Raw genomic sequence first — 23,412 nt, forward strand, 5'->3', positions numbered from 1 at the left:
ATTAAGCTACGGCGTTTATCAATCTTAATGACACGGTTCGGGGGCGTGCTATCAAAACTCGATAAGTTCAATCGAATTCAGTCGAGCCGTCGAGATTGAAATACGGCTTGCGTGAAAGTTGGTGGCGCAAGGGCCCAATTCGAGTGTTGCATCGTGGAAGGAGGAATGATGCCCAGCGATTCCAAATACGCTGCATTGCAGCGCGACGTAACGCGTAGGCAAGCGCTCCGCATGGTCGGATCGACCCTGGCGATCGCGCCGTTTGCGAGGTGGTTGACCGGATGTGCTTCCGAGGGCGGCCCGTGGGATGGATCGAGCGGGTGGGCCAGTGGAGGGACGGCCGTCATGAAAGGCGATTATCCGGACCCGTTCAACACCGGTCTGGGGGCAGCGTGCAAGTTGACGTGCAATCAAAATGTGGGGCCGTGCTACTCGCCCGTGACGAGCGAGCGCGAGGACATCAGCGAGGGGCAGCCCGGGCTACCGACGCGGTTTGCCTTTCTCGTGATCGATGAACGGTGCCGGCCGATCCCGGATGCCATCGTCGACGTCTGGCATGCCTCCGCGGAGGGCATCTATTCGGGAGAGGGCATCGACAGAGATCCGCACGGCGAGGGCAAAAAGGAGGGGTGCGTCCACGGCGATGCCCGTGCGCTCGCCAGCACGTGGTTCCGTGGCCTGCAGCGAACCAATTCATCGGGGCGTGCCAATTTCAATAGCTGTTTTCCCGGATGGTACGATCGTCGGACCATTCACCTTCATGCGATTGTCCGTACCGGGAACGTCGAATCGAACATCGTACAGCTCTATTTCGACGACGCGCTCAACGACCAAATCGTGGCCACGCAGCCGCTCTACAATGCCCGTGGCGCACGCAACTCCACCAACGCGACGGACATCGTGGGCGCTCGAATCGGCCCCGTGGATCTCCCCGACTACGTATTCCAGAGCCAACAGATGGCCGACGGCTCGCTGTTGGCCTGGAAAACGCTCGTGGTTCGTGCGTCGGGCGTCGATGTCTGTCGGGTCGGAGGGCGCCCCACGTAGAGGCCCTCGGTCATGCCTTCGTATTCGTCGGCTGGTTCCGGAACGCGGCTTCTCCGGCGTCCGAGATTTCGACCCATTTCTGGTCGGGCGCTGCGTTTGCGACGTAGCTATCGTGCCAATTCCACCATTTGTAGGTCGGAGTCTGAGGATAGCCTTCGGGCGAGTCCTCCCAAGCCTCTTGGCGGCCGAGCGGCGTGATATCGAGGTAGTTCCACGTGCCGCCCATCTGCTCATCGCCGCGGTTGTTGATGAAGTAGGTGCGGAACACGCGATCACCGTCGCGGTAGAACACGTTCGTGCCGTGCCACTCGTCCACGCCGAAGTCGGCGTCGAAGCTGTCCGTGATGGTGAACCATGGCATATCCCAGCCCATCCGCGCCTTCACCCGCGCAATGTCTGCTTGCGGTGCACGCGAGACGAAGACGAGCGTCGTGTCGCGCGCGTTCAGATGGGCGACATGGGCGACCTGGTCGGCCACCATGGAGCAACCCCGGCAGGCGTGCTCGGGCCAGCCGAAAACTCCCGGTTCCAAGAAGGCGCGGTAAACGATCAGCTGGCGCCGGCCGTCGAACAGGTCGCGCAGGCTAACGTTGCCCGCAGGTCCCTCGAAGGCATAGGCTTTCTCCACGGGCATCCAGGGCATTCGCCGGCGCTCGGCGGCCAGGGCATCCCGCGCGCGGGTCAGGGCCTTTTCCTTCACGAGCAGCTGCTGGCGCGCCTCCTCCCATGCCTGCTGGGACACGATCGCGGGTGTGCGCATGGCAGGCTGTTCGCCTTTTCGTCCATTCTCGTTCGATGTCGTCATGGCTTGAAGACCTCCCAATGTGGGTTGCGAGGTAGTTTGGCATCGGAGCTCCGACGGGGGGGAGTAACACTTGTGGCGCGGTCTCCCGAACGTGGCGGTCGCGCTTCGAGCAGCCGCCGGACCGAGCGGCAATCATTGCTGGGTTTCAAAAGGCGCCTTATGTTGGTCGCGCTGGGCTCCAGGCTCTGTGAGGATGCACGCCTCGGGCCCAATGCTCCGCGGGGGATGATGTACGAAGGATTCGCCATCGAGGAGGTTCTCTCCGAAAATGCACGTTCGTCCGTCTGTCGCGCGCGCCGGACCGCAACGCCTTTCGCATCCTCCTCCGCCGAAAGCGTCGTTCTAAAAGTCCTCCAGGGCGCGAGCGTGTGCCGCGAATACCGCGCTCGCTACCGCCACGAGTTTGAAACGCTTCAGAGCGTCCGTTCCTCGCATGTCATACGGGCCCACGAGCTGCGTGCCGAGGAAGGGACGACGTTTCTCGTGCTCGAGGACTTCGGGGCAACGTCCCTCGACCGATTCGCGGCACGACAGCCGCTTTCCACCGAGCAGACTCTTCGAATCGCCCTGCAAATCTGCTCGGCGCTGGCCGCGATCCATGCCGCGCAGATCGTTCACAACGACATCAAGCCAGCCAACATCGTTTATTGCCCCGAATCGGGCGAGGCCAAGCTCATCGACTTTGGGGCCAGCACGTCGCTCGTCACGCCGGTGTCCACCGAGGCAAGCCAGCGGGAGCCACTGCGGCGCGAGTTCACACTGGCCTACGTTTCGCCCGAGCAGACGGGGCGCATGAATCGCTCCATCGATCATCGGACCGATTTGTATTCGCTGGGGGTCACCCTCTACGAGCTGCTCACCCTGCGCGCACCCTTCACGGGCAGCGACACGCTCGAATGGGTCCATGCCCACTTGGCGCGGCGTCCGAAGCCTCCCGCGGAGGTGGATTCGAAAATCCCGCGCGCGCTCTCCGACGTCGTCATGAAGCTGCTCGAGAAGAATCCCGAGGACCGATACCGGAGCGCCATTGGCGTCCACGCGGATCTCGAGCGCTGCCTCGCACTCGGATCGACGGATCGCGTTTCCCACTTCGAGCTGGGGCGTGACGACGTCCTCCACGCCTTTTCCATGCCGCACAAACTCTATGGGCGCGGCTGGGAGCTCGCGCGCCTGGCCGCCGCGTTCGAACGCACGGTCAACGGGCCGTGCGAGCTCGTGCTCGTTTCGGGTTATTCGGGAGTCGGAAAAACCTCGCTCATCCGCGAATTCCAGGTGTCGGTCAGCCACCGCCGCGGTTATTTCATTTCCGGCAAATTCGATCAATTGCGGCGGAGTGTTCCGTATGCGGCCATCACCGAGGCATTCCACGAACTCGTCCAGCAGCTTCTGTGCGAGCCGGAGCCGTGCCTCGCCCAATGGCGACGCGACATTCTCGGCGCGCTCGGCGAGAAGGCGCGCGCGCTCTTCGACGTCATCCCAGAGCTCGAACGCCTCCTCGGGCCGCAGCCCGACGTGCCGGAGCTCGGCCTCATCGAAACGCAGAATCGCTTCAATCTGCTCTTCGGAAAGTTCCTCGATGTTCTCTGCCGGCCCGAGCACCCGCTCGTCCTCTTCATCGACGACCTCCAGTGGATCGACTCCGCCTCCCTGCGGTTGATGGCGATCTTCGTGCCGGGCGACGAGCGTCGCAATCTTCTGGTCATCGGGACCTACCGAGACAACGAAGTCGACGCCGCCCACCCGCTCAAGCGATTTCTGGAGGGCCGGAGGGCGCAGCAACACGTCTTCGAGGACATCGCACTCGCACCACTCACCCTCCCGGACCTGGCGCAGCTCTGCGCCGATGTGCTGCATCGAAGCGCGCACGACGTTGAGCCTCTCGTCGAGCTGCTCCAGCAGAAGACGGACGGGAATCCCTTCTTCGTGAATCAATTCCTTCATGCGTTGCATGCGGACGGGGTACTCATCTTCGACCCGCATGCGCGCCACTTCACCTGGCGACCCGAGGCCATTCGCGAGCGAAGCGTGACGGAGAACGTCGGCGACCTCCTGGCCCGGCGCCTCTCGTCGCTGTCACCGGAATGCCTTCATACCGTTCATCTCGCGGCCTGCATTGGCAATCAGTTCGACCTTCGCACGCTGGCGTGGATTTGTGACGTTTCCGAGGAGGCGACGTACGCGCAGCTGTTGCCCGCACTGAATGCGGGCTTCGTTCTCCCGACCTCCGGCCTGGAGACGACGGCGAACGACGTCGCTCCAACCCTCGTCCATCGCCAATTCCGCTTCCTGCACGACCGTGTCCAACAAGCGGCCTACGACTCGGAGGACGTGGAGTCCCGGCAGCGGTCGCACCTTCGAATCGGCCGGAGGCTCCTCCAACAAGCGGACGGCGACGAGCCGATGGATCATATTTTTGCAACGGCCGACCACCTGAACACGGCGCGCGAGCTGGTCACCTCCGACGAGCAGAGCACTCTGGCGCGGCTCAATCTGTTGGCCGGACGGCTTGCGAAGCGCGCCAACGCGTATGGCGCGGCCAGTTCGTATTATCGAGTGGGCCTCGCGTGCATCGGTTCATGGGAAGATGAGCACGACGCCAATATGGCGATGCGCATCGAGTACGCGGAGATCGAATACTTGCTCGGGCATTTCGAAGTATCCGAAAAAATGAGCCTGGACCTGATGGAGCACGCACGCACGCCCATCGAGCGCGCCGACGTGTGCAGGCTTCTCGTCTGGCAGTTTACGCTCGAAATGAAATTCGAAAATGTCTTTCGCTGGGGCTTTGCCGGCTTGCGTGCGCTGGGCATCTCCATCCCCGAGGATGGGAATCTCGTCGTGTTCCTCGACGCCGAAATGGCCAGCATCGAGCGGCACATGGCGGGGAGGGCCATTTCCGAGCTCATCGATCTGCCGGCCATGACGGAACCTACGGTCATTGCGGCGTTGCGCTTGCTCGTGGGAATGCTTCCGGCGGCGTACATGTCGAACCAGGCGCTCCACGCCGTCTTCAACGCGAAGCTGGCCAACCTGTCGATCACCTATGGCCATTGCCCGGAGTCGGCGACGGCGTATTCATCGTTCGGCATGCTTCTCGTCTACGGGAGAGGCGATTTCCGCACCGGTTATGAGTACGGCATGCTCGCGTGGCAGCTCGCCAAGCGGGGTGGCCATTCGGCGCAGATATGCAAAAACGGAGTCAACGTGGGCGCGTTCATCGTGCCTTGGGTGGAGCATGTGCAGGCCAGCATGACCTTCTTCGACGAAGGCTATCGCGCGGGGCTCGACGCCGGAGAGCTGCAGTGGGCGGGCTACAACCTCCAGTTCAAAACTATGCTGGTCTTTCACTCGGGGGAGCCTCTCGCAAAAGTCAAAGACGAGAGTTACGAAGATCTCCTCTTCTATTCACGAACGCGGAACGCCGTAGGCTCCACGTTCGTCGAGCCGATCCTCTTTCCGGTTCTCAACCTGCTCGGCGAGACCGATTCGGATGTCACGTTCGCCATCGGCGAGACGGATGTGCCCGCGTGGTTGAAGAAGAATGAATCGAAGAAGACTCAAATCACCTGCCTCTACGTCGGTCTCGCACAAGCCTTGTACGTGCATGGCAAGGTGGACCTCGCCCTCGTGTGGTGCCGAAAGGCCGAGGAGCTCCTGACCTTCGTGAGGGGGCTCATCACCAGCGCGGTGCACACACTCTTTTATGGGCTTTGCCTCCTCGATACCGGCGGCGCCGGCGATCCGGTCTCCGCGGCGCACATCGAGATGTGCCGCGCGAAGCTTGCGCGTTGGGCCAAGTCGTCGCCGGCAAACTTCCGCCACATGCACGCGATCCTCGAAGCCGCTGCCGCGCGTGTGGCCGGCGATCCCTGGCGCGCGTTGACATTGCTCGATGGGGCGAGCCGATCCGCGAACAAGCAGGGGTTTCGCCAATACGCCGCACTCGCGTGCGAGCTCGCGGGCAAGCTTCTCATCGAGTCCGGTCAGCACGAGATGGGCCTCTCCTACATCGCCGCCGCGCGGGATGGGTACCGGGCTTGGGGCGCGAAGCGCAAAGTGATGCAGCTCGATCGCATCGATTCGCACGAGCCGCAGGCGATGCGAGGACGAGACAGTCGTCCCTCGCGTTCCCCGGCGTGGAGCAGCTCCGGGAATCTGGACGAGTCGGTCGATTTGATGGCCATCGCCAAGGCGTCCCAGGCGATCTCCAGCGAAGTGGAGCTCGAGCGGGTCTTCGGCGCACTCCTCGAGATGTGCCTCGCTTCCGCCGGTGCGGAGACGGCCGTCCTGGTGCTCGCCCAGGACAAGACGCTGTCCGTCGTCGGTCGCGCGCGGGCCTTCGGGGAGGTGGAAATTCGCCCAATGCCGCTCGCCGAGTGTCCGGAGCTGGTGCCCGCCGTGGTCCATTACGTGGCGCGTACGGGCGAGTCGCGCGTGCTCCATGACGCCGCCTCGGATCCGACGTTCGGGCGCGACGAGACCCTCCGGCGCCGCGCACCGAAATCGGTGCTGTGCGTCCCGGTGATGCGGGGCGGAGTGCTCGTCGGCATCCTCTATTTGGAGAACAACCAGACGACCAACGCCTTCACCGTGTCACGCGTGCGGGTCCTTCAGGTGCTCGCTGCGCAAGCGGCCATCTCGCTCGACAATGCGCGATTGTACTCCGAGCTCAAAGAGAACAACGAAAAGCTGACCGTCGCCCTCCAGGCTGCGCGTGAGAGTGCGCGGCTCAAGACGAAGTTTCTCGCCAATACGTCGCACGAGCTCCGCACACCGCTCAACGCGATCGTGAACATTCCCAATGGTCTGGCCGCCCGCCTCTCGGAGCGCACGGAGTGGGCCTGCACCGCGTGTGATCTCGTCCTCGCCCGCGCAAAGGACGAGAGCGAGGCCCCGCCGAGCTGCCCTTCGTGCGCCGCCCAGGGCTCCTTCTCGAAAAGGAGCATCTGCCTCTATCGCGGCCGGCGCGACGACGCCGTTGGCTACCTCCGCGTGGTCCAGAGCAATGGCGAGCAGCTCATCGGTCTCGTCGAAGATCTCCTCGACATGAGCCGGCTCGATGCCGAGCGGATGCGGATCGACCCCATCGAGCTCGACGCCCAGGACGCTGCCCGGGAGGTCGTCGACAAGATGCGCGGCCTCGGGGAAAAGCGAAAGGTTCGCGTGACGCTGCACCCGGAGGGCTTGGTGCCCAGGCTCCGCGCGGACTACGGGCGGCTCCAGCAAGTGCTCATCAACCTCGTGGACAATGCCATCAAATTCTCCGGCGAGGGAAGCACCGTCGTCGTGGGGGTGCAGCACGATCGCGAAGGCTTTGCGCTCTTCACCGTCCACGACGAGGGGATTGGCATTGCCCATCACGAGCAAGAGAAGATCTTCGAAAGCTTTTATCAAGTGGACGGTACCAACACGCGGCATGCCGGAGGGGCGGGGCTCGGCTTGGCCATCTGCCGAGAGATCGTCCACCTCCATGGTGGCGAGATTTGGGTCGAGAGCACGCCGGGACGCGGATCGACATTCTACGTGCGGCTACCGTGCATCGAGGAGGTGAAACGTGCAGAGCGGGCCTGAAAGCGCGCGGCGACCGTGCGTGCTCTACGTGGACGACGACGCCAGCAACCTGGCGGCCGCGCGATTGCTTCTGGAGGAGCGCTACGAGCTGCTCGAAGCCGAAAACGACGAGCAAGCGTGCGACTGTTTGAAGCGCGATGGTGAACGGCTCGGGGTGATCTTGATGGATATCCAGCTCAAACGCTCCCAGCTCGACGGCATCGCGCTGGTGAAGTTGATCCGCGGCAAGCTCGATCGGGCGAGCCTCCCCAGCTACGCACTCGACGTCCCCGTTCTTCTCACGCCTGTGATCTTCGTCACGGCCTACGGTCAACTCTATCCGCGCGAGGAACTGTTTCGCGCCGGAGGGGCCGAAATCGCGATCAAACCGGTCGACTTCATCAAGCTTTCGAACGCGATGACACGCTACTTCGTGCGACAGACGTTCGGTCACAGTGTGTAGTCTCGTCGGGTCGTGCGGTGACCGCGCGCGCGAGTCGGTGACGGGCGAGTGAACTCGGTGGAAGGGGGCCGAGCGATCCCTTCTCGAGGGTGCGCTGGTTGATGGCATTGTGTTCGACGAAGCGTTTTCGCATGGCCAGATCCGGGATGGCCTCGGCGCGGCATAGGATTTGTTCGATCGCGCCATCGAGAATGCTCCGCGCGCGCGGGTCTCCGGACGAGGCATAAGCCTCGAACACGGCCAGCCGAAGCCGCCCCTCGACGAAGCCCGCACCCCCGCACTGCTCGAGCCAGGCCAGTTCCGCGCCCGCGCGCTCACGCGCCTCCGCAAGCCTGCCGCCGTGGAGCAAGATGTTCAACCGCGCGGCTTCGGCGTACGGACGCAGCACCACGATGCTGGTGAGCGTCTCGAGCGCGTGCCGCACGTGCTGTTCGGCCGCATCGAGGGCACCTCGGTCCAGAAGAATGTGCGCCAGGATGGCCTTGGCGAATCCCTTCAAGTGGTGGTCGCCCGTGCGGTCGTTCAAGAACGTCCAGAGGAGCTGCTCGGCTTCCTCGCGCGAAGCGCCGTCGTCTTTGTCGGCCAAGGTCATCGCAAGCTGGCACGTGGCCATGCCGCTGGTCCACGTATCGCCGTCCTGGACGGCTTCTGCGCGGGCGGTGCGCAGCTTTTCTTCTCCCCCGTCGACGTCGCCGAGGTGGGTGAGCAACAGGCCCCCATAGATCCGCGCGTTCGCGAGGAGCCGTGGGTAGTTCAGTGTTTCGAAGATGCTCTCCGCGCGGGCGGCCGCCACCCAGGCCGACCAAGGATCGCGGGAAAGGTACCAACCCGACAGCGCGCGCGAGAGTTCCCACGAGCCTCGGGCACTGAGGTTGCCGCTGACGTTGGCGACCCAGTCCATTCGGGTCAAGCAGGTCTGCACCTCCGCATGACGCCCGAAGAAGCTCAGGATGTTCACCAGAATGCGCAACGAGTCGATGTACGCACCGGCGGCGCCGGGCTCGGGATCGGTCGCCCGCAGCACGTCGCCCCAGAGCAAGATCTCCTGGTGGTTGACCGGCGAGGGCGCCGCCCCGAAGGCCATGGTCCCCACGGCGTAGCACCAGTCGATCCCACCCCGCGGGAGCAGCGACAGCGCCTCGGACACGAGCTCCCGCCCTTTGCCATAGTCGCCTTCCAACATGGCCACCCGCGCCTGGACGGAGCGGAGGATCCCCCGGAGATTCCCGGTCGCACCGCACCCGATTCCGCGCTCGGCGAGGGAGGTGACCCCGCGCAAGTTCGCGTGGTTGAGCGCGTCCGCGGCGGCGCGTGCATAGAGCACCGCCGCCCGGTCCTTGTCGCCGCCCAAGGCATAATGCTCGGCGAGGACGTGGGCATCGCTTTCGCCCATCGACTCGAGGAACTCGGCCGCCGCGCGATGCCAGGCCTCTCGGTCTTCGTCGGTCAGCATGCTGTGCGCCGCCTCGCGCACGAGCGCGTGGCGAAATGCATATTCGGTATCGCCGAGAACCCGGCTCGTGGCATTTCTCGTAATGAGCTCGCAATGAACCAGCTCGTCCAGCCGCTCGTCGAGGCGGTCGGGGGACACGCGATGGTCCAGCAAGGCGAGAACGCCACCGCGCCAGAACGTGTCACCGTAGACGCTTGCCGCCCGGAGGATCCGTCGCAACTCCGGTTCGAGGCGCCGCAGCCTCGCCTGCAACATGGCCAGCACGGTATCCGGCATCACATCGGATCGACCCTCCGCGACGAACCGGATCAACTCTTCCAAAAAGAGCGCGTTGCCTGCGGCCTGTTCGACGATCCTCGTCACGATCTCGGGGGCCACGTTGGGCCCGAGGGCGGCGGCAATGAGCTGCTTGCTCGCCCGATGGCTCAACCCGTCGAGCCAGAAAACCTGCCGTTTGCGCTCGAGCCAAAGCTTCGGATAAAGCTCCTCGATCTCGGGTCGTGCCAGGGCGAGGACCATCAAGGGCTGGTCGTGGCACTCGCGCAACGAGGCGTCGATCAGGCGCACGGTGAGCGCGTCTCCCCAATGCAGATCTTCGAGGACGAGCAGCACGGGGCGGGCGCTGCACTCCGCGCGCAAGAACGCGATGAGGGCGGCGGTCACCTGCGCGACCATGGTGCGCGGCTCCGTTCGCGCGTGCCGCAGCTTGACGCTCGTCGCCGAGGGAAACGGCACTCCGCAGAGTTCGCCGAGAAACTCGGTGACGAATCGGGCTTCGGTCGCCGGGACATGGCGCCGCACGGCTTCTTCGAGCTTGCGCTGCTGGACGAAGGTATCTTCGCCGTCGCGGAGGTCGACGAGGTGCCGCAGCGCATCGGCCAGCAGGCCATAGGGTCTCCCTGCGCGGGTCGGATCGCTTCGTCCGAACCAAACGTCGACCTCGCGTCCTTGCTGCACGCGGCGGACGAACTCGTGACGCAGGCGCGACTTTCCCACTCCCGGTGGCGCGATCAGCACGGCGAGGCGCGCGACCGAGTCCTCACAGCATTCGGCGAGGAGCAGCTGTAGTTGCGGCAGCTCGCGGTCGCGGCCGACGAACGGGGTGGGCTTGCCGAGCAGCGGGCGTGCGTCGTCGATGGCCAGCTCGGAGTCCAAGACGAAGAAGCCGAAGTTCGTTCGCCTCTTTTGAAAACGGGCATCGAGCAGATGCGCGGTCGTATCGTCCAGCCGAATGCCGCTCGCCGTGCCGTGAAGCAGGAGCCGATTGGCGCGTTCGAGAACTTCTCCGCTGGGCAGGTGCTCCCCGACGACGACGCCTCGCCCCGTCGTGATCACCACGCGCGGTGAGGCGAGCTGTTCGCTCAGAAAGAGCGCGCACCGAGCGGCCTGCACGGCCTGATCGGTGGCGGTCATGCGCTCCGTTTGTGCCAAGGTCACGATCATCGACCCGTCGAGGAGAACCTCGACCCGAGCGTCGAAGCGTGTTCGCAGCACGTCGCCGAGGACCTGCCGTTGCGCTCTTCGGCTGGTCCTCTTGAGCGATGCGTCGGGCGACGGAAACTCGGTCACCTCCTCGTCGACCACCAGGATGACGCTCACCAACTGTTGCTCGTCGGAAGGAGACCCCGTACCCAACGCGCGCATGATTTTTCCGGGCGCCGGAGTGTCCGAAAGAGAGCCCAGGGCACGAAGCTCCTCGAGCAGCGCGTTGGCATCCTTGGGTCGCCGTGCAGGGTCTTTGGCGAGCAAGCGTTGGAGCAGCAGGCCCAGGCTCTCCGGAAGGTCGGGCCTGAGCGTGTGCAGCGGTGGAAAGTCGTCCATGAGGATGCTCGCCACGACGACCGTCGGATGTCCGTCCGCAAAGGGCGTTCGTCCGGTCAGGCATTTGTACATCACGCACCCAAATGCGAACACGTCGGCGGTTGGCCCGACGTCCGGTTCGCCGCGTGCTTGCTCGGGCGCCATATAAAGCGGAGTTCCAACGGCGAGCCCTGCCGCCGTCAGCTCGGACCGCACGAGCCGCGCCACACCAAAGTCGAGCAACGTTGGCGCATCGGGGCGTCCATGACGGAGGAAGATGTTCTCGGGCTTGAGGTCACGGTGCACGAAGCCCCGCCGATGCGCCGCCGAAAGCGCATCGGCCACACCGGAGAGAAGACGGAGGGTATCGACCAGCGAGAGGCCGTCGTGGTCGAGGCGATCGCTTAGATCTTCTCCGTCGAGCCACTCCATCGCCAGAAAGGGAAGCTCCGTGCACGTGACGCCGTGATCGATGTACGCGACGATGCCGGGATGCTGCAGCTGCGAGAGCATGTACGCTTCCCGGTAGAATCGCTCGCGAAAGTGATGACGGTTCCCGAACGGCGGGAGCACCTTGAGCGCCACCGTGGCCCCATCGCATTCGCGATCGCGCGCGCGATACACGACGCCCATGCCCCCTCTGCCGGCGACGCCCTCAACAATGAAGCGATCCGCGAAGATCGTTCTCGGCGCGAGTTCCGCCCAGTCCATCGGGTTGTCGGCTCCTCCCCTAGCCCCTAAGATGTCAGTAGCACCCTTAGGGGTACCCTGGCACCCTACACTGTTGCGTAAAACTGCTCGCGGGAAGAGCTACTTAGCGCTCAGGTCGACGGGGGAAGGCGCGCGATGACTTTGATTTCGAAGTCGAAGCCCGCGAGCCAAGTTACGCCGACCGCGGTCCAGTTCGGATAAGGCGGGTCCCCGATCGCCTTTTGTCGAACGGCCAGGACCGTCTCCAACTGCGCTTTCGGATCGGTGTGGAAGGTCGTCACGTCCACGACGTCGTCGAAGGTGCAACCGGCGGCCTTCAGCACGGCGGCGAGGTTGTCGAAGGCAAGCTGGACCTGCTTTTCGAAGACGGGCTCCGGCGAACCGTCCTCGCGGCTGCCCACCTGGCCCGAGACGAACAGAAAGTCGCCCGAGCGGATCGCCGCCGAATAGCGATGCATTTCGTAGAGAGCCTGACGACCGGAAGGGAAGACTGCATCACGTTTGGCCATGAATTCTCGCTCCTTTTGGCATACGCTTCGTATGTCGGTAGTAAGACATACGCTTCGTATGTCAATTGGCATACGGGCCGTATGTCAATTTGGAGGAGATGGACGTGGCCGCCAGACGACGCGCGCAGATGGTGGAGGAGACCCGGGCGAAGCTCATCGAAGCCGCTCGGAAAGCGTTCGCGGCCAAAGGCTATGCGGCCGCGTCCATGGACGATCTGACCGCGGAAGCAGGGCTGACGCGGGGCGCGCTGTACCACAACTTCGGCGATAAGAAGGGCCTGCTCCAGGCCGTGATCGATCAGATGGACGCCGAGATGGGGGTTCGATTGCGTGCGGTGCGGGAGCGGGCACAGACGCCGTGGCTCGCATTGCTCGACGAGAGCATCGCGTACATCGAGATGGCGTTGGAGCCGGAGATCCAGCGCATCATGCTGCTCGACGGGCCGGCCGTGCTTGGCGATCCATCGCGATGGCCGAACCAGACGGCGTGCCTTCGCACGACGACGCAAACGATCCAAGCGCTCATCGACGAGGGAACGGTCCGGCCCGTGGATGCGGAAGCGGCCGCCCGGCTTCTCAATGGGGCGGCGCTCAATGCGTCGTTATGGATTGCCGCAGCCGACGATCCTCACGCCGTATTGGCAAAGGCCGTCGATGCGTTTCGGCATCTCGCCGTCGGTTTGCTCCAGAGCGCGGATATGGCCACGCGGCCATAATATTTACTGCACGCGGTGTGTGGGTGGCGCGTATACGACCGATTTTCGAAAATGATTCGGTAGCGAACGATTTTGGAAAACGCTCCGTTCGGGACGTGCAACAGTTACTTGGCTTGCGGTGAGTGGCTTGCAGTTCGGCGCAGCATGGCGCACGGCTGCGAGGGCCTCATGCGGGACATTCGGCCGGTTGGCCAACGTCAACAAGGAGTACTCCGCCATGTCCAAGAAAACGGGATACCGCACGTCGGCGCACGTGCTTTCACGACGGCAGATGATTCACCGAATGGGTTCGACGCTTGCGATCGCACCGTTCACCAGGGTCTTGCTTGGATGTGAGGCATCGGACGTCGCCGACACGAGGGATGCAAACGACGCGCGCCTCGCGACCGAGTGGGCGACCGGAGGAACGGCGGCCATGCAAGGTCCGACACCGGATCCGTTCGCGGGTGGTACGGGCACCCCGTGCATCCTTTCATGTCGGGACCAGCTGGGACCTTGCTACGCGCCAACGCGCCGCCTCAAGGACGTGAGCGACGGGAAACCGGGGCTTCCGGTTCGCCTCGTTTTTCTCGTCACCGATGAATCGTGCAATCCCATTTCGGGTGCCAGCCTCGATATATGGCATACATCGGCCGACGGGCTCTATTCGGGCAACCGCGGCGCGGCGGGGCATGAAAGCGAGTGGAACTTGAGCATCTGCAATCCGGATCGGGTCGCGGAAGCGATGCGCAGCTCGTGGTTTCGCGGCACGCAGAGCAGCGATGCGAACGGGCGCATTTACCTCGATACCTGCTATCCCGGTTGGTACACGCTGCGGACGATTCATATTCACGGCATCGTCCGAATCGGCAACACCGAGTCTCTTACGACGCAGTTTTATTTCGATGATGCGCTCAATGACGACATCATGAAGCAGCCCGTCTACGATGAGCGAGGACCCCGCGGCGGCAGGCGGAACAACGAGGAAGGCGGCACCGCCATGGACCCGGCCTATCGGTTCCAGACTCGTCAGATGGCCGATGGATCCTTGTTGGCGTGGAAGCAGCTGATCGTTCGACGCTCGGGAACCTCTTCGTGCCGCGGGGGCTGAGACGCGAGGCGCGATCGGCGCCTCTGGGAAGGAATGGATCTCGGTAGACACCGCGCGAAGCCCGGTGGCGATCGGCGAAATTCGATGTAGCCTTGCTACAGTACCGTGCGCCGGCAGGACAGCCACCTCCAGTTCCCCGCGTTCATGTGGCGCCCCGATCGCCGGGCATCGCGCCTCCTCGGCGAGACGACCCTGCTTCTCGCCAATCGCTACGCCCGGACCGGGAGCTTCGTCGATCCGCTCCGTTCGCGTGACTCGCGCGAGATCCTTACCGAAAACGAGTTGCTCGCCGCCCCTCCGGGATCCCCGATGGTCGTCGACGATGCGGTGGATCTGCTGGCATCCAGCTACCCAGCGTATCGGCTTTACCTCGTGCACGGTCTTCGACTTGCCATCCAGGAGGCATTGGAACGGCCGGAGCGGGAGCAGGTCGAAGAAGCGTTCGACCTTGCCGTGAGCGACACATGTTGGGGCGCCATGGCGCTCACGCTGGGGGACCGTGCATCCCGGTACCATCTCCGCACGCTGCGAGCTTGCATGCCCGTGGTGCTACGGCACTGGGACGCGCTGGCGGAGTTTCGCTACATCGGTGTTGCGCCTCTTCCCCCCGTGATCTCGTTTGGCGAGCCGCCGGCCGCCGTTTCCCTGGAGGAGCTCATGAACGAGCGCCATGCGGGGCTGATGGCCTTGTGGCTGCCCAGCGACCCGACGGGGGATCCGCGGAAGGACATCCCCGCCGCCCTCGATGCCGTGGAAGCCCTCGATCCGGAGACGCTCGAGACCCGATGCCTGACATGGCTCGCGGCGCTGGCCGCGGAGGAGCCCGAGCTCCGTCACCGGGAAGCCATGTCCGATATCGATTTCCTGCGCGAAGAATGGTCGAACCTCGCGGCGTACGAGCGAGAAGCCCTCACATCGGGCTCCGTGGGGATGGCCCGGACGATTCTCCGCCGCGCCGATCGCTACTACGAGCCCCGCCGTCACTGACCACGACGGCGTGTGTCTGACCCTATGTGTATGGTGCGGGCCACGCGGGCTTACAGGAAGTAAAAGTGACAGGTTGGGTTCCGTAACGTCCGGTAAACGCAAAATTTAGGCGCATTAACGGGCAAACGCCGACCCGTGTCCCATGATGTTGCTCAGGAACTCCTGGCCATGTCGAAGCTATTTTCCGGCTTGAATATGGGCGATCTCCAGCTCGCACATCGGGTGGTGGTGCTCTCGCCACGCGATTATGCCGCCGTGAGCAGTTTGGGCGGGCTCGTCGTCAGTGAGCCCGTCGCGACCGGCGACGCCATCGAAACATGGCGGCGGACCACCGACACCGTCCATGAGCGGGGCGGCCTCATCGTGTTGCGTCTCGTCCACCCGGGTGGTGCAAACCCGTCGTTCACGGCGACGGTCGATGGCGCCGGCATCGACTCCGCCATGGCCGATTATGCGGCTTCGGCGAACAAGGCCCTGTCCGCAGGTTTCGACGGTATCGAACTCGACGCGACGAGCGGCAGTTTGCCGGAACAATTTCTTCGCGAGGGCGTGAACCATCGCACCGATCGTTATGGCGGCAGCATCGACAACCGCATTCATTTTCTCGCCGAGGTCATCGAGGCCTTGGCCAACGTGTGGGGCACCACGCGCATCGGGGTTCGATTGTCGCCCTACGGGTCCGACATCAACGACCCCTCGGAATTGTTTACGGCCGTTCTCTCTGCATTGAGCGATCAAGAGATCGCGTATACGCACATCGTATGCCCGATTCCCGATCGAATCGCGGCCAGGCGTTTTCGCGCGGCCTTTTCCGACCCGATCCTCGTATCGGGCAATTACACCGCCGAGACCGCGCTCGCGTGCATCGAGAGTCGTATGCCGGATGCCATTGGCTTCGATTCCGTACTTCCCGAACCTTTTGCTCCGAATACGGCACGCAAAAGCTGAAGGCGGAATCCTCCCGAATTTCGCCTAGGCTCGACGTAGAAGCGCAGCAAATGCGGGTGCGAGGATGTCGCGGCGTGCGCATTCGGCGAGCGCGCCCGTTTCGGAGGCGGAAATGTGGCCGTACTCGCGCAAGGGGGCCGCGTCGTTCGAGGATGGCCGAGCGCACGCGTCGTGGGATGCGAGTGCACTCTGGATGGCGGCGGCAACGGCCTTTCGGGTGCTTTCCCCGCCGACGGAAATGGCCCACGTCACGAATCGCCAAGCCAATAGCGCGTGCGCCGTCTCATCGCGCACGATGGTTTCCAGCACCGCGCGCACCTCGAGGTCGCGCGCCTCACGGAGCCGCGCCTGGGCGACGATGGCGGCCGTGGTTTCGCCGATGCACCCTTCGACGGCGGCGCTTGCGGCGGCACGTTCCAGGGTGATGTCGTCCACGGCGTGGTTCATCGGCAAGGGACCAGGGCCGATGGCACGCCCGGCGAACCGCGAGGCCAGTGCGAAGCAGGCGCGCGCGTGGTTCACTTCGTCGAGCGCGGAGCGCTGGGCCGCTTGCAGGAACGGAGCGGGCGCGCCCACCGCGAGCAGCTGCAGGGTAAATCGCGCAAAGGAGGCAATGGATGCATGCTCCATGAGCGCATCGCGTGCCCATGCGTCGGCGAGCGCGCCCCGCGTCGCGGCATCGAGTGTGCTGGCCACGCTGCGCACCGCGCGTCCTTTTTGCCAATCGCGGCGTTCTTCGGTGGTCGCGACCCGTTCGCGGCCGTCGACGACGAACGGGCGGCCGCAGCACGATCCCGTACAGAACCAGTAGCAACAGCGGTCGGAGCTGATCTCCGCGAATTCGACGGCGGGGTTGCAGCAGCCATCTTGCACGGCGTCGATCGCCGGGCAACCATTCGCCATGACGCCGGCATCGGCGCGCGCGTGGACGGATTGTTCCCCGATGCATTCTTTGTGCGGGACGCGCGAGCGAACGGTGGCGGAGCAGGCGCTCTCCGTCTGCGGCGGCGGCTCTTGCTGTCGGAGGTCCACTGCGTCACCGCAACCCGAGAACCCGCTCATGCTCGCCAGCAAACTACCTGACGATATCGCTGCAAAAATCTGCCGCCTCAATCGAATGAGTTCACGCATGCCACGCGTATCGTGCACGCTCCACGCCATCGATGAATCGTGTGATTCGTGCGCGACCTCATTCCCCCACCACGGCGCGCCGTTGGGCCATCCTGTGCCGCAGGGCCTTGACGATCGCAGTGACATGGTTCAAGGTCTCCCGTATCGCGATGTCCACGCTCGTCCTTCTTCCCGAGACCCTTCTCTCGCTCGCGCTTCTTCGCGAGGCGGGAGAGAGCGTCACTCGGCGGTAAGAAACAGCGAGTCGACGACCTCTTCCGCCGGAGCGGCTGGAAGAGGGATTTCGCATTCAGGAGGACACGCCTCCGTCGCTCTTTCGGCTTTTCCGGCTCTCGAACCCACGGAGCCCGAAATGAACGACAAGATTGTGATTCTGGATACGACATTGCGCGACGGCGAGCAGTCCGCCGGCGTCAATTTTACGCTGTCCGACAAGCTCGAGATTGCGCGCGCGCTCGAGGCCATGCGCATCGACGTGATCGAAGCGGGCTTCCCCGCGGCGAGCGCCGCCGAATTCGCCAATGTGAAGGCGGTGGCCAAAGAGGTACGTGGAGCCGCCATTTGCGCGCTTTCACGCGCGGTGGCCGAAGACGTCGATGCGGCGGGCGAGGCCTTGAAGGGGGCTGCATCGCCGCGCATCCACATCTTCTTGAACGCGAGCGACATGCAGCTCGAACATCAATTGCGCAAGAAGCGGGACGACGTGAAGGCGCTCGCCGAGGCCATGATTCGCCGCGCGCGAACGCACGTGGCCGACGTCGAGTTCTCCGCGATGGACGCCACGCGCGCCGATCCGGACTTTCTCGCGGAGATCGTCCGGGCCGCGATTGCGGCCGGCGCCAGGACCATCAACCTTCCCGACACCGTCGGCTACATCCTGCCTCACCAGCTCCACGCGATGATGGTCGACTTGCGCGCGCGCGTTCCCGAGCTCGACGCCGTGTGCATGAGTTTTCACGGCCAGGACGATCTGGGCCTCTCGACGGCGAACACCCTCGAGGCGATCCGAGCCGGGGCGCGCCAGGTGGAGCTGACCGTAAACGGTATTGGGGAGCGCGCGGGCAATACGGCGCTCGAAGAGGTGGTCGTCGCGCTGGCGCTCCACGGGCCATCGCTGGGGGTGCGCGTGGACGTCGACACCACGAAGATCTCGGCGCTCTCGCAACTCGTGGCCGATCGGAGCGGCATGCCGGTGGCGCCGAACAAAGCGCTGGTGGGCAGGAACGCGTTTCGCCACGCATCCGGAATTCACCAAAATGGGGTGATCAAGAAGCGTGAGACATTCGAATGGATTGATCCGAAGATGGTCGGCAATACGCGTGGAACGGAGATCGTGCTCGGGAAATTGTCGGGGCGCGCCGGATTCTTGGCGCGTGTGCGTGCGCTCGGCATCGAGGTCACCGCGAGCAAGGAAGAAGAGACCTTTGCCCGCTTTCAAGCGCTCGCCGATCGACAGCGCGTGGTCGAAGACGCCGAGGTACGGGCTATTTGCCTCCACGGCGCCTCCGCTTCAAGCTGACACGATGGTCTTGGGCTCGAGGAAGGCCTCCAAGCCAAGGGCGCCGTATTCTCCGCCGCGTTGCACGCGTTTCATCGATGTGGTCCACGCGATCAAAAGGTGATACTCGCGCACGTTGCGGTCAGTGGTCTTTTCGCGAGTGCGTCGAGCTTCGCGGCATCGGACGCCGTCCATCCCGGCGCACCGAAGTAGGCGATGCGCGTGCCGGACAACCGACGTGCCGAAGACTTGCACGTCACGGGATCCGTACAGGGAAGCTGCTGCGAGACATAGGTGCCGCTCAATCCGTACGCGTGCCCGCTTCCGGTGCACTCGTTGTGCGAAGCGTTGTCGTCGTAGTAGCTCTCGACGGGATTCGGGAGGTCCGTATCGATCGCCAGGCTCCACGAGACCGACCCTTGGGGACCGGTGACGAGTTCCCATTCAGGCTTGCCCTGCGGCGCGGATGCGGCGGGAATCCCATCGATGGCGTCGCCCGATGGGAGCCGGTTGCTGAAATACATCATGCCTTTGGCATCCGGCGAATATCCGATCGCGTCGATGATGCTGGGAATCGCGTGCACGCGCAGAATGGTGCGAATGTCTGCGCGTGCCGCGTAAAAGACGTGATCTCTCTCCGTATGCGCCCCACTGCACGCGCCCATGTACGCACGAATGGCGCGGACGGCGCCATCCTTGTTGGCGAGAAAAGGACCCCCGCAGGAGTTGAACGATTCTTCGTTCTCGCCGCACCCTTGTCCCGGTGCAAAATACGTCTTGTTCCGATCGAGAATGTCGACGCCGGTGCCGGCTTTGATCCGGAGTTCATCGGAGATCCAGCGCCCGAGGAAATGCTGGGCATAGACCTCGGTCGTGACGGTGGAACTGTCGCGCGCGAAGGCGTAGGTCGCGTATTTTTTGCCCGCGGCGGAATCGAGTGAACCGTCATGGACGAAGAGGTAAGCGTACCTCGTGCGTGCCTCGTTCAGCGCGTCCCGGACGGTGACCTCGACGCCCGATCCGTCGACCGTCCCTGCAGGGGGTTGAGTGACCATGGCGCGAGCCCCCGTGTCGGAGGCCATGAGCACGATCTCGTCGTCGGCGTCCACATCGAGGTCGACATCCGCGCCAACGCTCGTGGCGGGATCCGCGTACACGTTGACGGTGACGCCGTTCGCGTTCGAGTTGCCCGAGATTTTCCCCAGATCGGCTTGAACGCGCTCGTCCACTTGCAGCGGGATTTGCCGCCAGCCCTCTGCGCCATAGGCAAAGGCCACGAGCGAAGCGGGACGCTTGCCGAGAAGCGGCGCCGCCTCCGCACCCGTGAAGACGACCGGATCGCGCTCGCGGTCGAGTTGGCTCACCGTCGACGCATCGGGATCGGCGTCGGACCGCGCGTCGGGATGCGCGTCGGGCCATGCGTCCGGGCTTGCATCGAGGGGGCCCCCATCGGGGATACGGCGGTCGACGTTCGCGTCGTCGTCGCACCCTCCGAGGGCCACTGGAACGAGCGACATGGCCACGAGCACGCGGCGTGCGCAGCGAGAGAGCATGAACGACGATACCAGACGTCCCCGCTCAGGGCACGAGTGCGGTGAACTTTCCGTCGTCGCACATGGCTTTGGCGTCCTTTACGGACTTGACGACTTCATTCTTCGAGAGGAAGAGCGTCACGTGTTCTCCGGGATGCTCGCACGTTGCCAGCACACCCTTCGTTCCACACGGCTTCGTCGAAAATACGGCGCCCGGGTCGTTGCAACTGCCTTTCGCTTCGGCGGCCTCCCCGGACGAAAGACCTTTCCATTCCGCACACATTCCTTCGTTCGGCTGGTTGCACGAATAGACCGTGCCCCCCGCGTTTGCCGAAGGCGCCGCCGCCGGCGCGGTGGGCGCGGCTTTCGCCGACACGACGGGGGCCGCCGAGGCACTTTCTTTGGGAGCATCCGATGGCTTGCTGCACGCGACGAGTACGAGGGCCGAGGATGCCAGGCACACGAGTCGAGACAATCTCATGCGGGTTCGTACGCGGTGCTCGCGAAATCCTTCCTCGAGCGTCACATGCCCTTTGCTAAATTGAAATGCGATTCCAATTTTCGAATTCGCCGCTTGGGTTCTCGCGTGCCCGCTGTTGGGTTGTCGTGTACCCGTTGCGTTGCGGTAGACTACTGCGCATGTCGCCCATGAAGAAAGTCGTCCCGGCTGCGAATCCCGATGCTTACGTGGCGGCGCTATCGGGCTGGCGTCGCGATCGGGTCGTGCGTCTGCGCACTGCGGTGCATTCGGTCGCGGGGCTCGATGAGCGCATCAAGTGGGGACACATCGTTTGCTTCTCGAACGGTCCGCTGCTGTTGATCCGCGCCGAGGAGGCGCGCGTGTTGTTCGGATTCTGGCGCGGCAAACGCCTGCGTGACATCGAGCCGCGCTTGAAGCCGGGTGGCAAATACGAGCTGGCCACCTTCGACATCCGCGAGGACACGAAGATCGACTTCAAGCGGGTGCCGGAGTTGGTTCGGGAAGCGGTGGCGCTGAACGCGCGACTCGGCAACCCTGCCGAACGACACGAGGAGTGAAAAGCGGCTACGACGGCGTTCGCGGCGGGAGCACCCCGTCGGGGTAACGACGGTGCAGGTCGTCGAGGACGACGCGGCTTGCAAGGGTGGACAGGCGCCGTCGATCCGCCTCACTCAAGTCCTGTACGAGGACGGCGAGCTCCAGTTCGAGTTGCTTGGCAAAGACCTGCGCGAGCTCCCGCCCTTTCGGGGTCAGGGTGACATTCACCGCGCGCCGGTCCTCCGGCGTGGTGAACCGTCGAACGAGCCCGCGACCCTCCGCGCGGGTCACGAGCCCCGTGATGCTGGACTTGTCGAGGTTCAGATAGGTGGCGAGCTCCTGCATGCCAGGCTCCCGGTCGCGCAGGATCCCCAACAGGCGCACCTGGATGAGCGATAGCTCGTGCCGCTCGGCGACCCGCCCGAGCGCGGCATGCACCGCGAAGGAGAGCTGCACCAAGCCATCCAACAAGCCCAAGTCGTGCCGGCCACGCGATCGTCCTGCGTCATCCGCCTTCATGGGCCCATGGTACTTGACTTTGTTTGTGTCGCAAACCATCGTTTGTTTGTGATGCAAACAGTATGTGAGACGTACCATTCGCCCGTTGACGTCGTGATTGTCGGTGCCGGTGCAGCGGGATTGACGCTGGCCATCGAACTGGCGCGTCGCCGGGTCTCGTTCCGATTGATCGAGAAGCTGGACGAGCCCTTTCGAGGTGCACGCGGGAAAGGCCTTCAACCTCGCAGCCTCGAGGTGTTCGAAGACTTGGAAATCCTCGATCGAATCGCCGCACGGGGCGGCATGTACCCGCCCCAGCGTCTGTATCGCGACGATGGAAGCTACGCCGACGTTCCGCTCGGCCCCGCCTCGCCGCCGACGGCCGCCGAACCGTATCGACAGCCCTTGATGGTTCCTCAGTTCGCGACGGAAGCCGTGATGCGTGAGCGGCTCGCCGAATGGGGCGGCTCGCCCGAATTCGGTCACGAGCTCCGAGCGTTCCAGCAGGATACCGAGGGGGTGAACGCCGTGGTCGCGCACGCCGGCAAGGAAGAGACGATTCGATGCCGCTACCTCGTGGGGGCGGACGGCGGACGGAGCTTCGTTCGCCACGCCCTCGGCGTCGAATTCCCCGGCAAGACCCTTGGAGTTCGCGCGCTCGTGGCCGATGTCCACGTCGAAGGCCTGGACCGCGATGTGTGGCATCGATTCAACGACGCACGGCTCGATACGCAGATCGCGGCGTGCCCGCTGGCCGGAACCGACATGTTTCAGCTTCAGGCCCCCGTGGCGCTCGAGGGGGACGTGGACCTGTCCGCCGAAGGCCTCACGGCCATCTTCCTGGCACGCACGGGTCGGCAGGACGTCGTGATCCGCTCGGTGAGCTGGGCGTCCGTTTTCACGATGAATGCGCGGCTCGCCGATCGCTATCAGGATGGCCGGGTGCTCCTGGTGGGCGACGCGGCGCACGTCCACCCGCCCACGGGAGGTCAAGGTCTCAATACGAGCGTTCAGGATGCGTACAACCTTGGTTGGAAGCTTGCGGCCGTCGTCGACGGTGCACCGACGACGTTGCTCGCGACCTACGAGGAGGAGCGACGGCCCATCGCGGCGCAGGTGTTGGGGCTCTCGAGCGCGCTTCTCGAGGCCGCCAAGCGGGGCTCCATGCATCGCGGTCGCGAGGTGCAGCAACTCGACCTGGGCTACCCCGAGTCCTCGTTGGCGCTGCGCACCGACGAGCCGCACGAGGCCATTCGCCCCGGAGCGCGCGCGCCGGACGCGCCCATTCGCAGTGCGGCGGGGGCCTCGAGGCGTCTCTTCGATCTATTCCGCGGACCACATTGGACGTTGCTGACCTATGGCAACGAGCGAGAGTCCTGGATTCCGCCCCGCCCAGGCCTCCGCGTCCACACGATCGCACCGCGCGGGACGTCGGCCGAATTCGTGGACGAAGGGGAGCACGTTCGCGCAGCCTACGGTCTCGCGCCGGGGTACGGCGTGTTGGTCCGGCCCGATGGATACGTGGGCGCCGTTTTGCATCGACGGAGCATGGCCACGCTCGAAACGTACCTTGCGCAGGTCGGTTGCCACCTTCCATATCGACCGAATTGCGTCGTTCGTTCGCACAATTGTTTATGAATGTTTCGCCGCAAATGA

At 64.2% G+C, this 23,412-nt stretch carries 17 protein-coding genes; 10 read left to right on the forward strand and 7 right to left on the reverse strand.

Annotated features, from left to right (window positions below; translation table 11 throughout):
• The first annotated feature begins 345 nt into the window (after positions 1 to 345).
• Entirely contained in the window at positions 346 to 1,047 is a 702-nt protein-coding gene (locus tag LVJ94_48175) for a protocatechuate 3,4-dioxygenase (protein ID WXB04660.1), read from the forward strand.
• Positions 1,048 to 1,057: 10 nt separating this feature from the next.
• Here LVJ94_48175 and LVJ94_48180 read toward each other — a convergent pair whose 3' ends face one another.
• Positions 1,058 to 1,852, reverse strand: a complete 795-nt coding sequence (locus tag LVJ94_48180; protein ID WXB04661.1) for a thioredoxin family protein — start codon at positions 1,850 to 1,852, stop codon at positions 1,058 to 1,060.
• A 159-nt stretch (positions 1,853 to 2,011) separates the two neighbouring features.
• On the opposite strand from LVJ94_48180, the gene LVJ94_48185 reads away from it, so the two are divergent.
• On the forward strand, positions 2,012 to 7,423 hold the full coding sequence (locus tag LVJ94_48185; protein ID WXB04662.1) for an AAA family ATPase: 5,412 nt from the start codon (positions 2,012 to 2,014) through the stop codon (positions 7,421 to 7,423).
• A complete protein-coding gene (locus LVJ94_48190; protein ID WXB04663.1) occupies positions 7,407 to 7,865 on the forward strand; it encodes a response regulator in 459 nt (152 codons plus the stop codon). Before LVJ94_48185 ends, LVJ94_48190 begins: the two co-directional genes overlap by 17 nt.
• Here LVJ94_48190 and LVJ94_48195 read toward each other — a convergent pair.
• Positions 7,804 to 11,751: a protein kinase gene (locus LVJ94_48195; GenBank protein WXB04664.1), complete on the reverse strand. Its 3,948-nt coding sequence runs from the start codon at positions 11,749 to 11,751 to the stop codon at positions 7,804 to 7,806. The two genes, LVJ94_48190 and LVJ94_48195, sit on opposite strands and share 62 nt — an antisense overlap.
• Positions 11,752 to 11,939: 188 nt before the next feature.
• Positions 11,940 to 12,338: a RidA family protein gene (locus LVJ94_48200; protein ID WXB04665.1), complete on the reverse strand. Its 399-nt coding sequence runs from the start codon at positions 12,336 to 12,338 to the stop codon at positions 11,940 to 11,942.
• Positions 12,339 to 12,442: 104 nt separating this feature from the next.
• Between LVJ94_48200 and LVJ94_48205 the strand changes: the two genes are divergently transcribed.
• The 4 genes from LVJ94_48205 to LVJ94_48220 all read left to right on the forward strand — a co-directional run bounded on the left by LVJ94_48205 (position 12,443) and on the right by LVJ94_48220 (position 16,079).
• Positions 12,443 to 13,054 carry a TetR/AcrR family transcriptional regulator gene (locus LVJ94_48205; GenBank protein ID WXB04666.1) on the forward strand — a complete coding sequence of 204 codons (612 nt, stop codon included), beginning with the start codon at positions 12,443 to 12,445 and terminating at the stop codon, positions 13,052 to 13,054.
• A 217-nt stretch (positions 13,055 to 13,271) separates the two neighbouring features.
• Entirely contained in the window at positions 13,272 to 14,144 is an 873-nt protein-coding gene (locus LVJ94_48210) for a protocatechuate 3,4-dioxygenase (GenBank protein WXB04667.1), read from the forward strand.
• Positions 14,145 to 14,249: 105 nt separating this feature from the next.
• Positions 14,250 to 15,131 carry a hypothetical protein gene (locus tag LVJ94_48215; GenBank protein ID WXB04668.1) on the forward strand — a complete coding sequence of 294 codons (882 nt, stop codon included), beginning with the start codon at positions 14,250 to 14,252 and terminating at the stop codon, positions 15,129 to 15,131.
• A 168-nt stretch (positions 15,132 to 15,299) separates the two neighbouring features.
• Positions 15,300 to 16,079, forward strand: coding sequence for a hypothetical protein (locus tag LVJ94_48220; GenBank protein WXB04669.1), 780 nt, complete (start codon positions 15,300 to 15,302; stop codon positions 16,077 to 16,079).
• A 24-nt stretch (positions 16,080 to 16,103) separates the two neighbouring features.
• On the opposite strand, the gene LVJ94_48225 is transcribed toward LVJ94_48220, so the two are convergent.
• Positions 16,104 to 17,111: a ferritin-like domain-containing protein gene (locus LVJ94_48225; GenBank protein ID WXB04670.1), complete on the reverse strand. Its 1,008-nt coding sequence runs from the start codon at positions 17,109 to 17,111 to the stop codon at positions 16,104 to 16,106.
• Positions 17,112 to 17,562: 451 nt separating this feature from the next.
• On the opposite strand from LVJ94_48225, the gene LVJ94_48230 reads away from it, so the two are divergent.
• Entirely contained in the window at positions 17,563 to 18,729 is a 1,167-nt protein-coding gene (locus LVJ94_48230; protein WXB04671.1) for a 2-isopropylmalate synthase, read from the forward strand.
• A gap of 92 nt (positions 18,730 to 18,821) precedes the next feature.
• Here the strand turns inward: LVJ94_48230 and LVJ94_48235 are convergent, their stop codons facing one another.
• Both LVJ94_48235 and LVJ94_48240 read right to left on the reverse strand, forming a co-directional pair.
• Positions 18,822 to 20,261 carry a hypothetical protein gene (locus LVJ94_48235; GenBank protein ID WXB04672.1) on the reverse strand — a complete coding sequence of 480 codons (1,440 nt, stop codon included), beginning with the start codon at positions 20,259 to 20,261 and terminating at the stop codon, positions 18,822 to 18,824.
• 25 nt (positions 20,262 to 20,286) lie between these two features.
• Positions 20,287 to 20,721, reverse strand: coding sequence for a hypothetical protein (locus tag LVJ94_48240; protein ID WXB04673.1), 435 nt, complete (start codon positions 20,719 to 20,721; stop codon positions 20,287 to 20,289).
• 167 nt (positions 20,722 to 20,888) lie between these two features.
• On the opposite strand from LVJ94_48240, the gene LVJ94_48245 reads away from it, so the two are divergent.
• Entirely contained in the window at positions 20,889 to 21,278 is a 390-nt protein-coding gene (locus LVJ94_48245; GenBank protein WXB04674.1) for a DUF1801 domain-containing protein, read from the forward strand.
• Positions 21,279 to 21,285: 7 nt separating this feature from the next.
• On the opposite strand, the gene LVJ94_48250 is transcribed toward LVJ94_48245, so the two are convergent.
• Complete coding sequence (locus LVJ94_48250) at positions 21,286 to 21,777, reverse strand: MarR family transcriptional regulator (GenBank protein WXB04675.1); 492 nt, start codon at positions 21,775 to 21,777, stop codon at positions 21,286 to 21,288.
• A gap of 93 nt (positions 21,778 to 21,870) precedes the next feature.
• On the opposite strand from LVJ94_48250, the gene LVJ94_48255 reads away from it, so the two are divergent.
• A complete protein-coding gene (locus tag LVJ94_48255; protein WXB04676.1) occupies positions 21,871 to 23,394 on the forward strand; it encodes an FAD-dependent oxidoreductase in 1,524 nt (507 codons plus the stop codon).
• The last annotated feature ends 18 nt before the right edge of the window (positions 23,395 to 23,412 follow it).

It is taken from the genome of Sorangiineae bacterium MSr11367 (assembly GCA_037157805.1).
Taxonomy (GTDB): Bacteria; Myxococcota_A; Polyangia; order Polyangiales; family Polyangiaceae; genus Pendulispora; species Pendulispora rubella.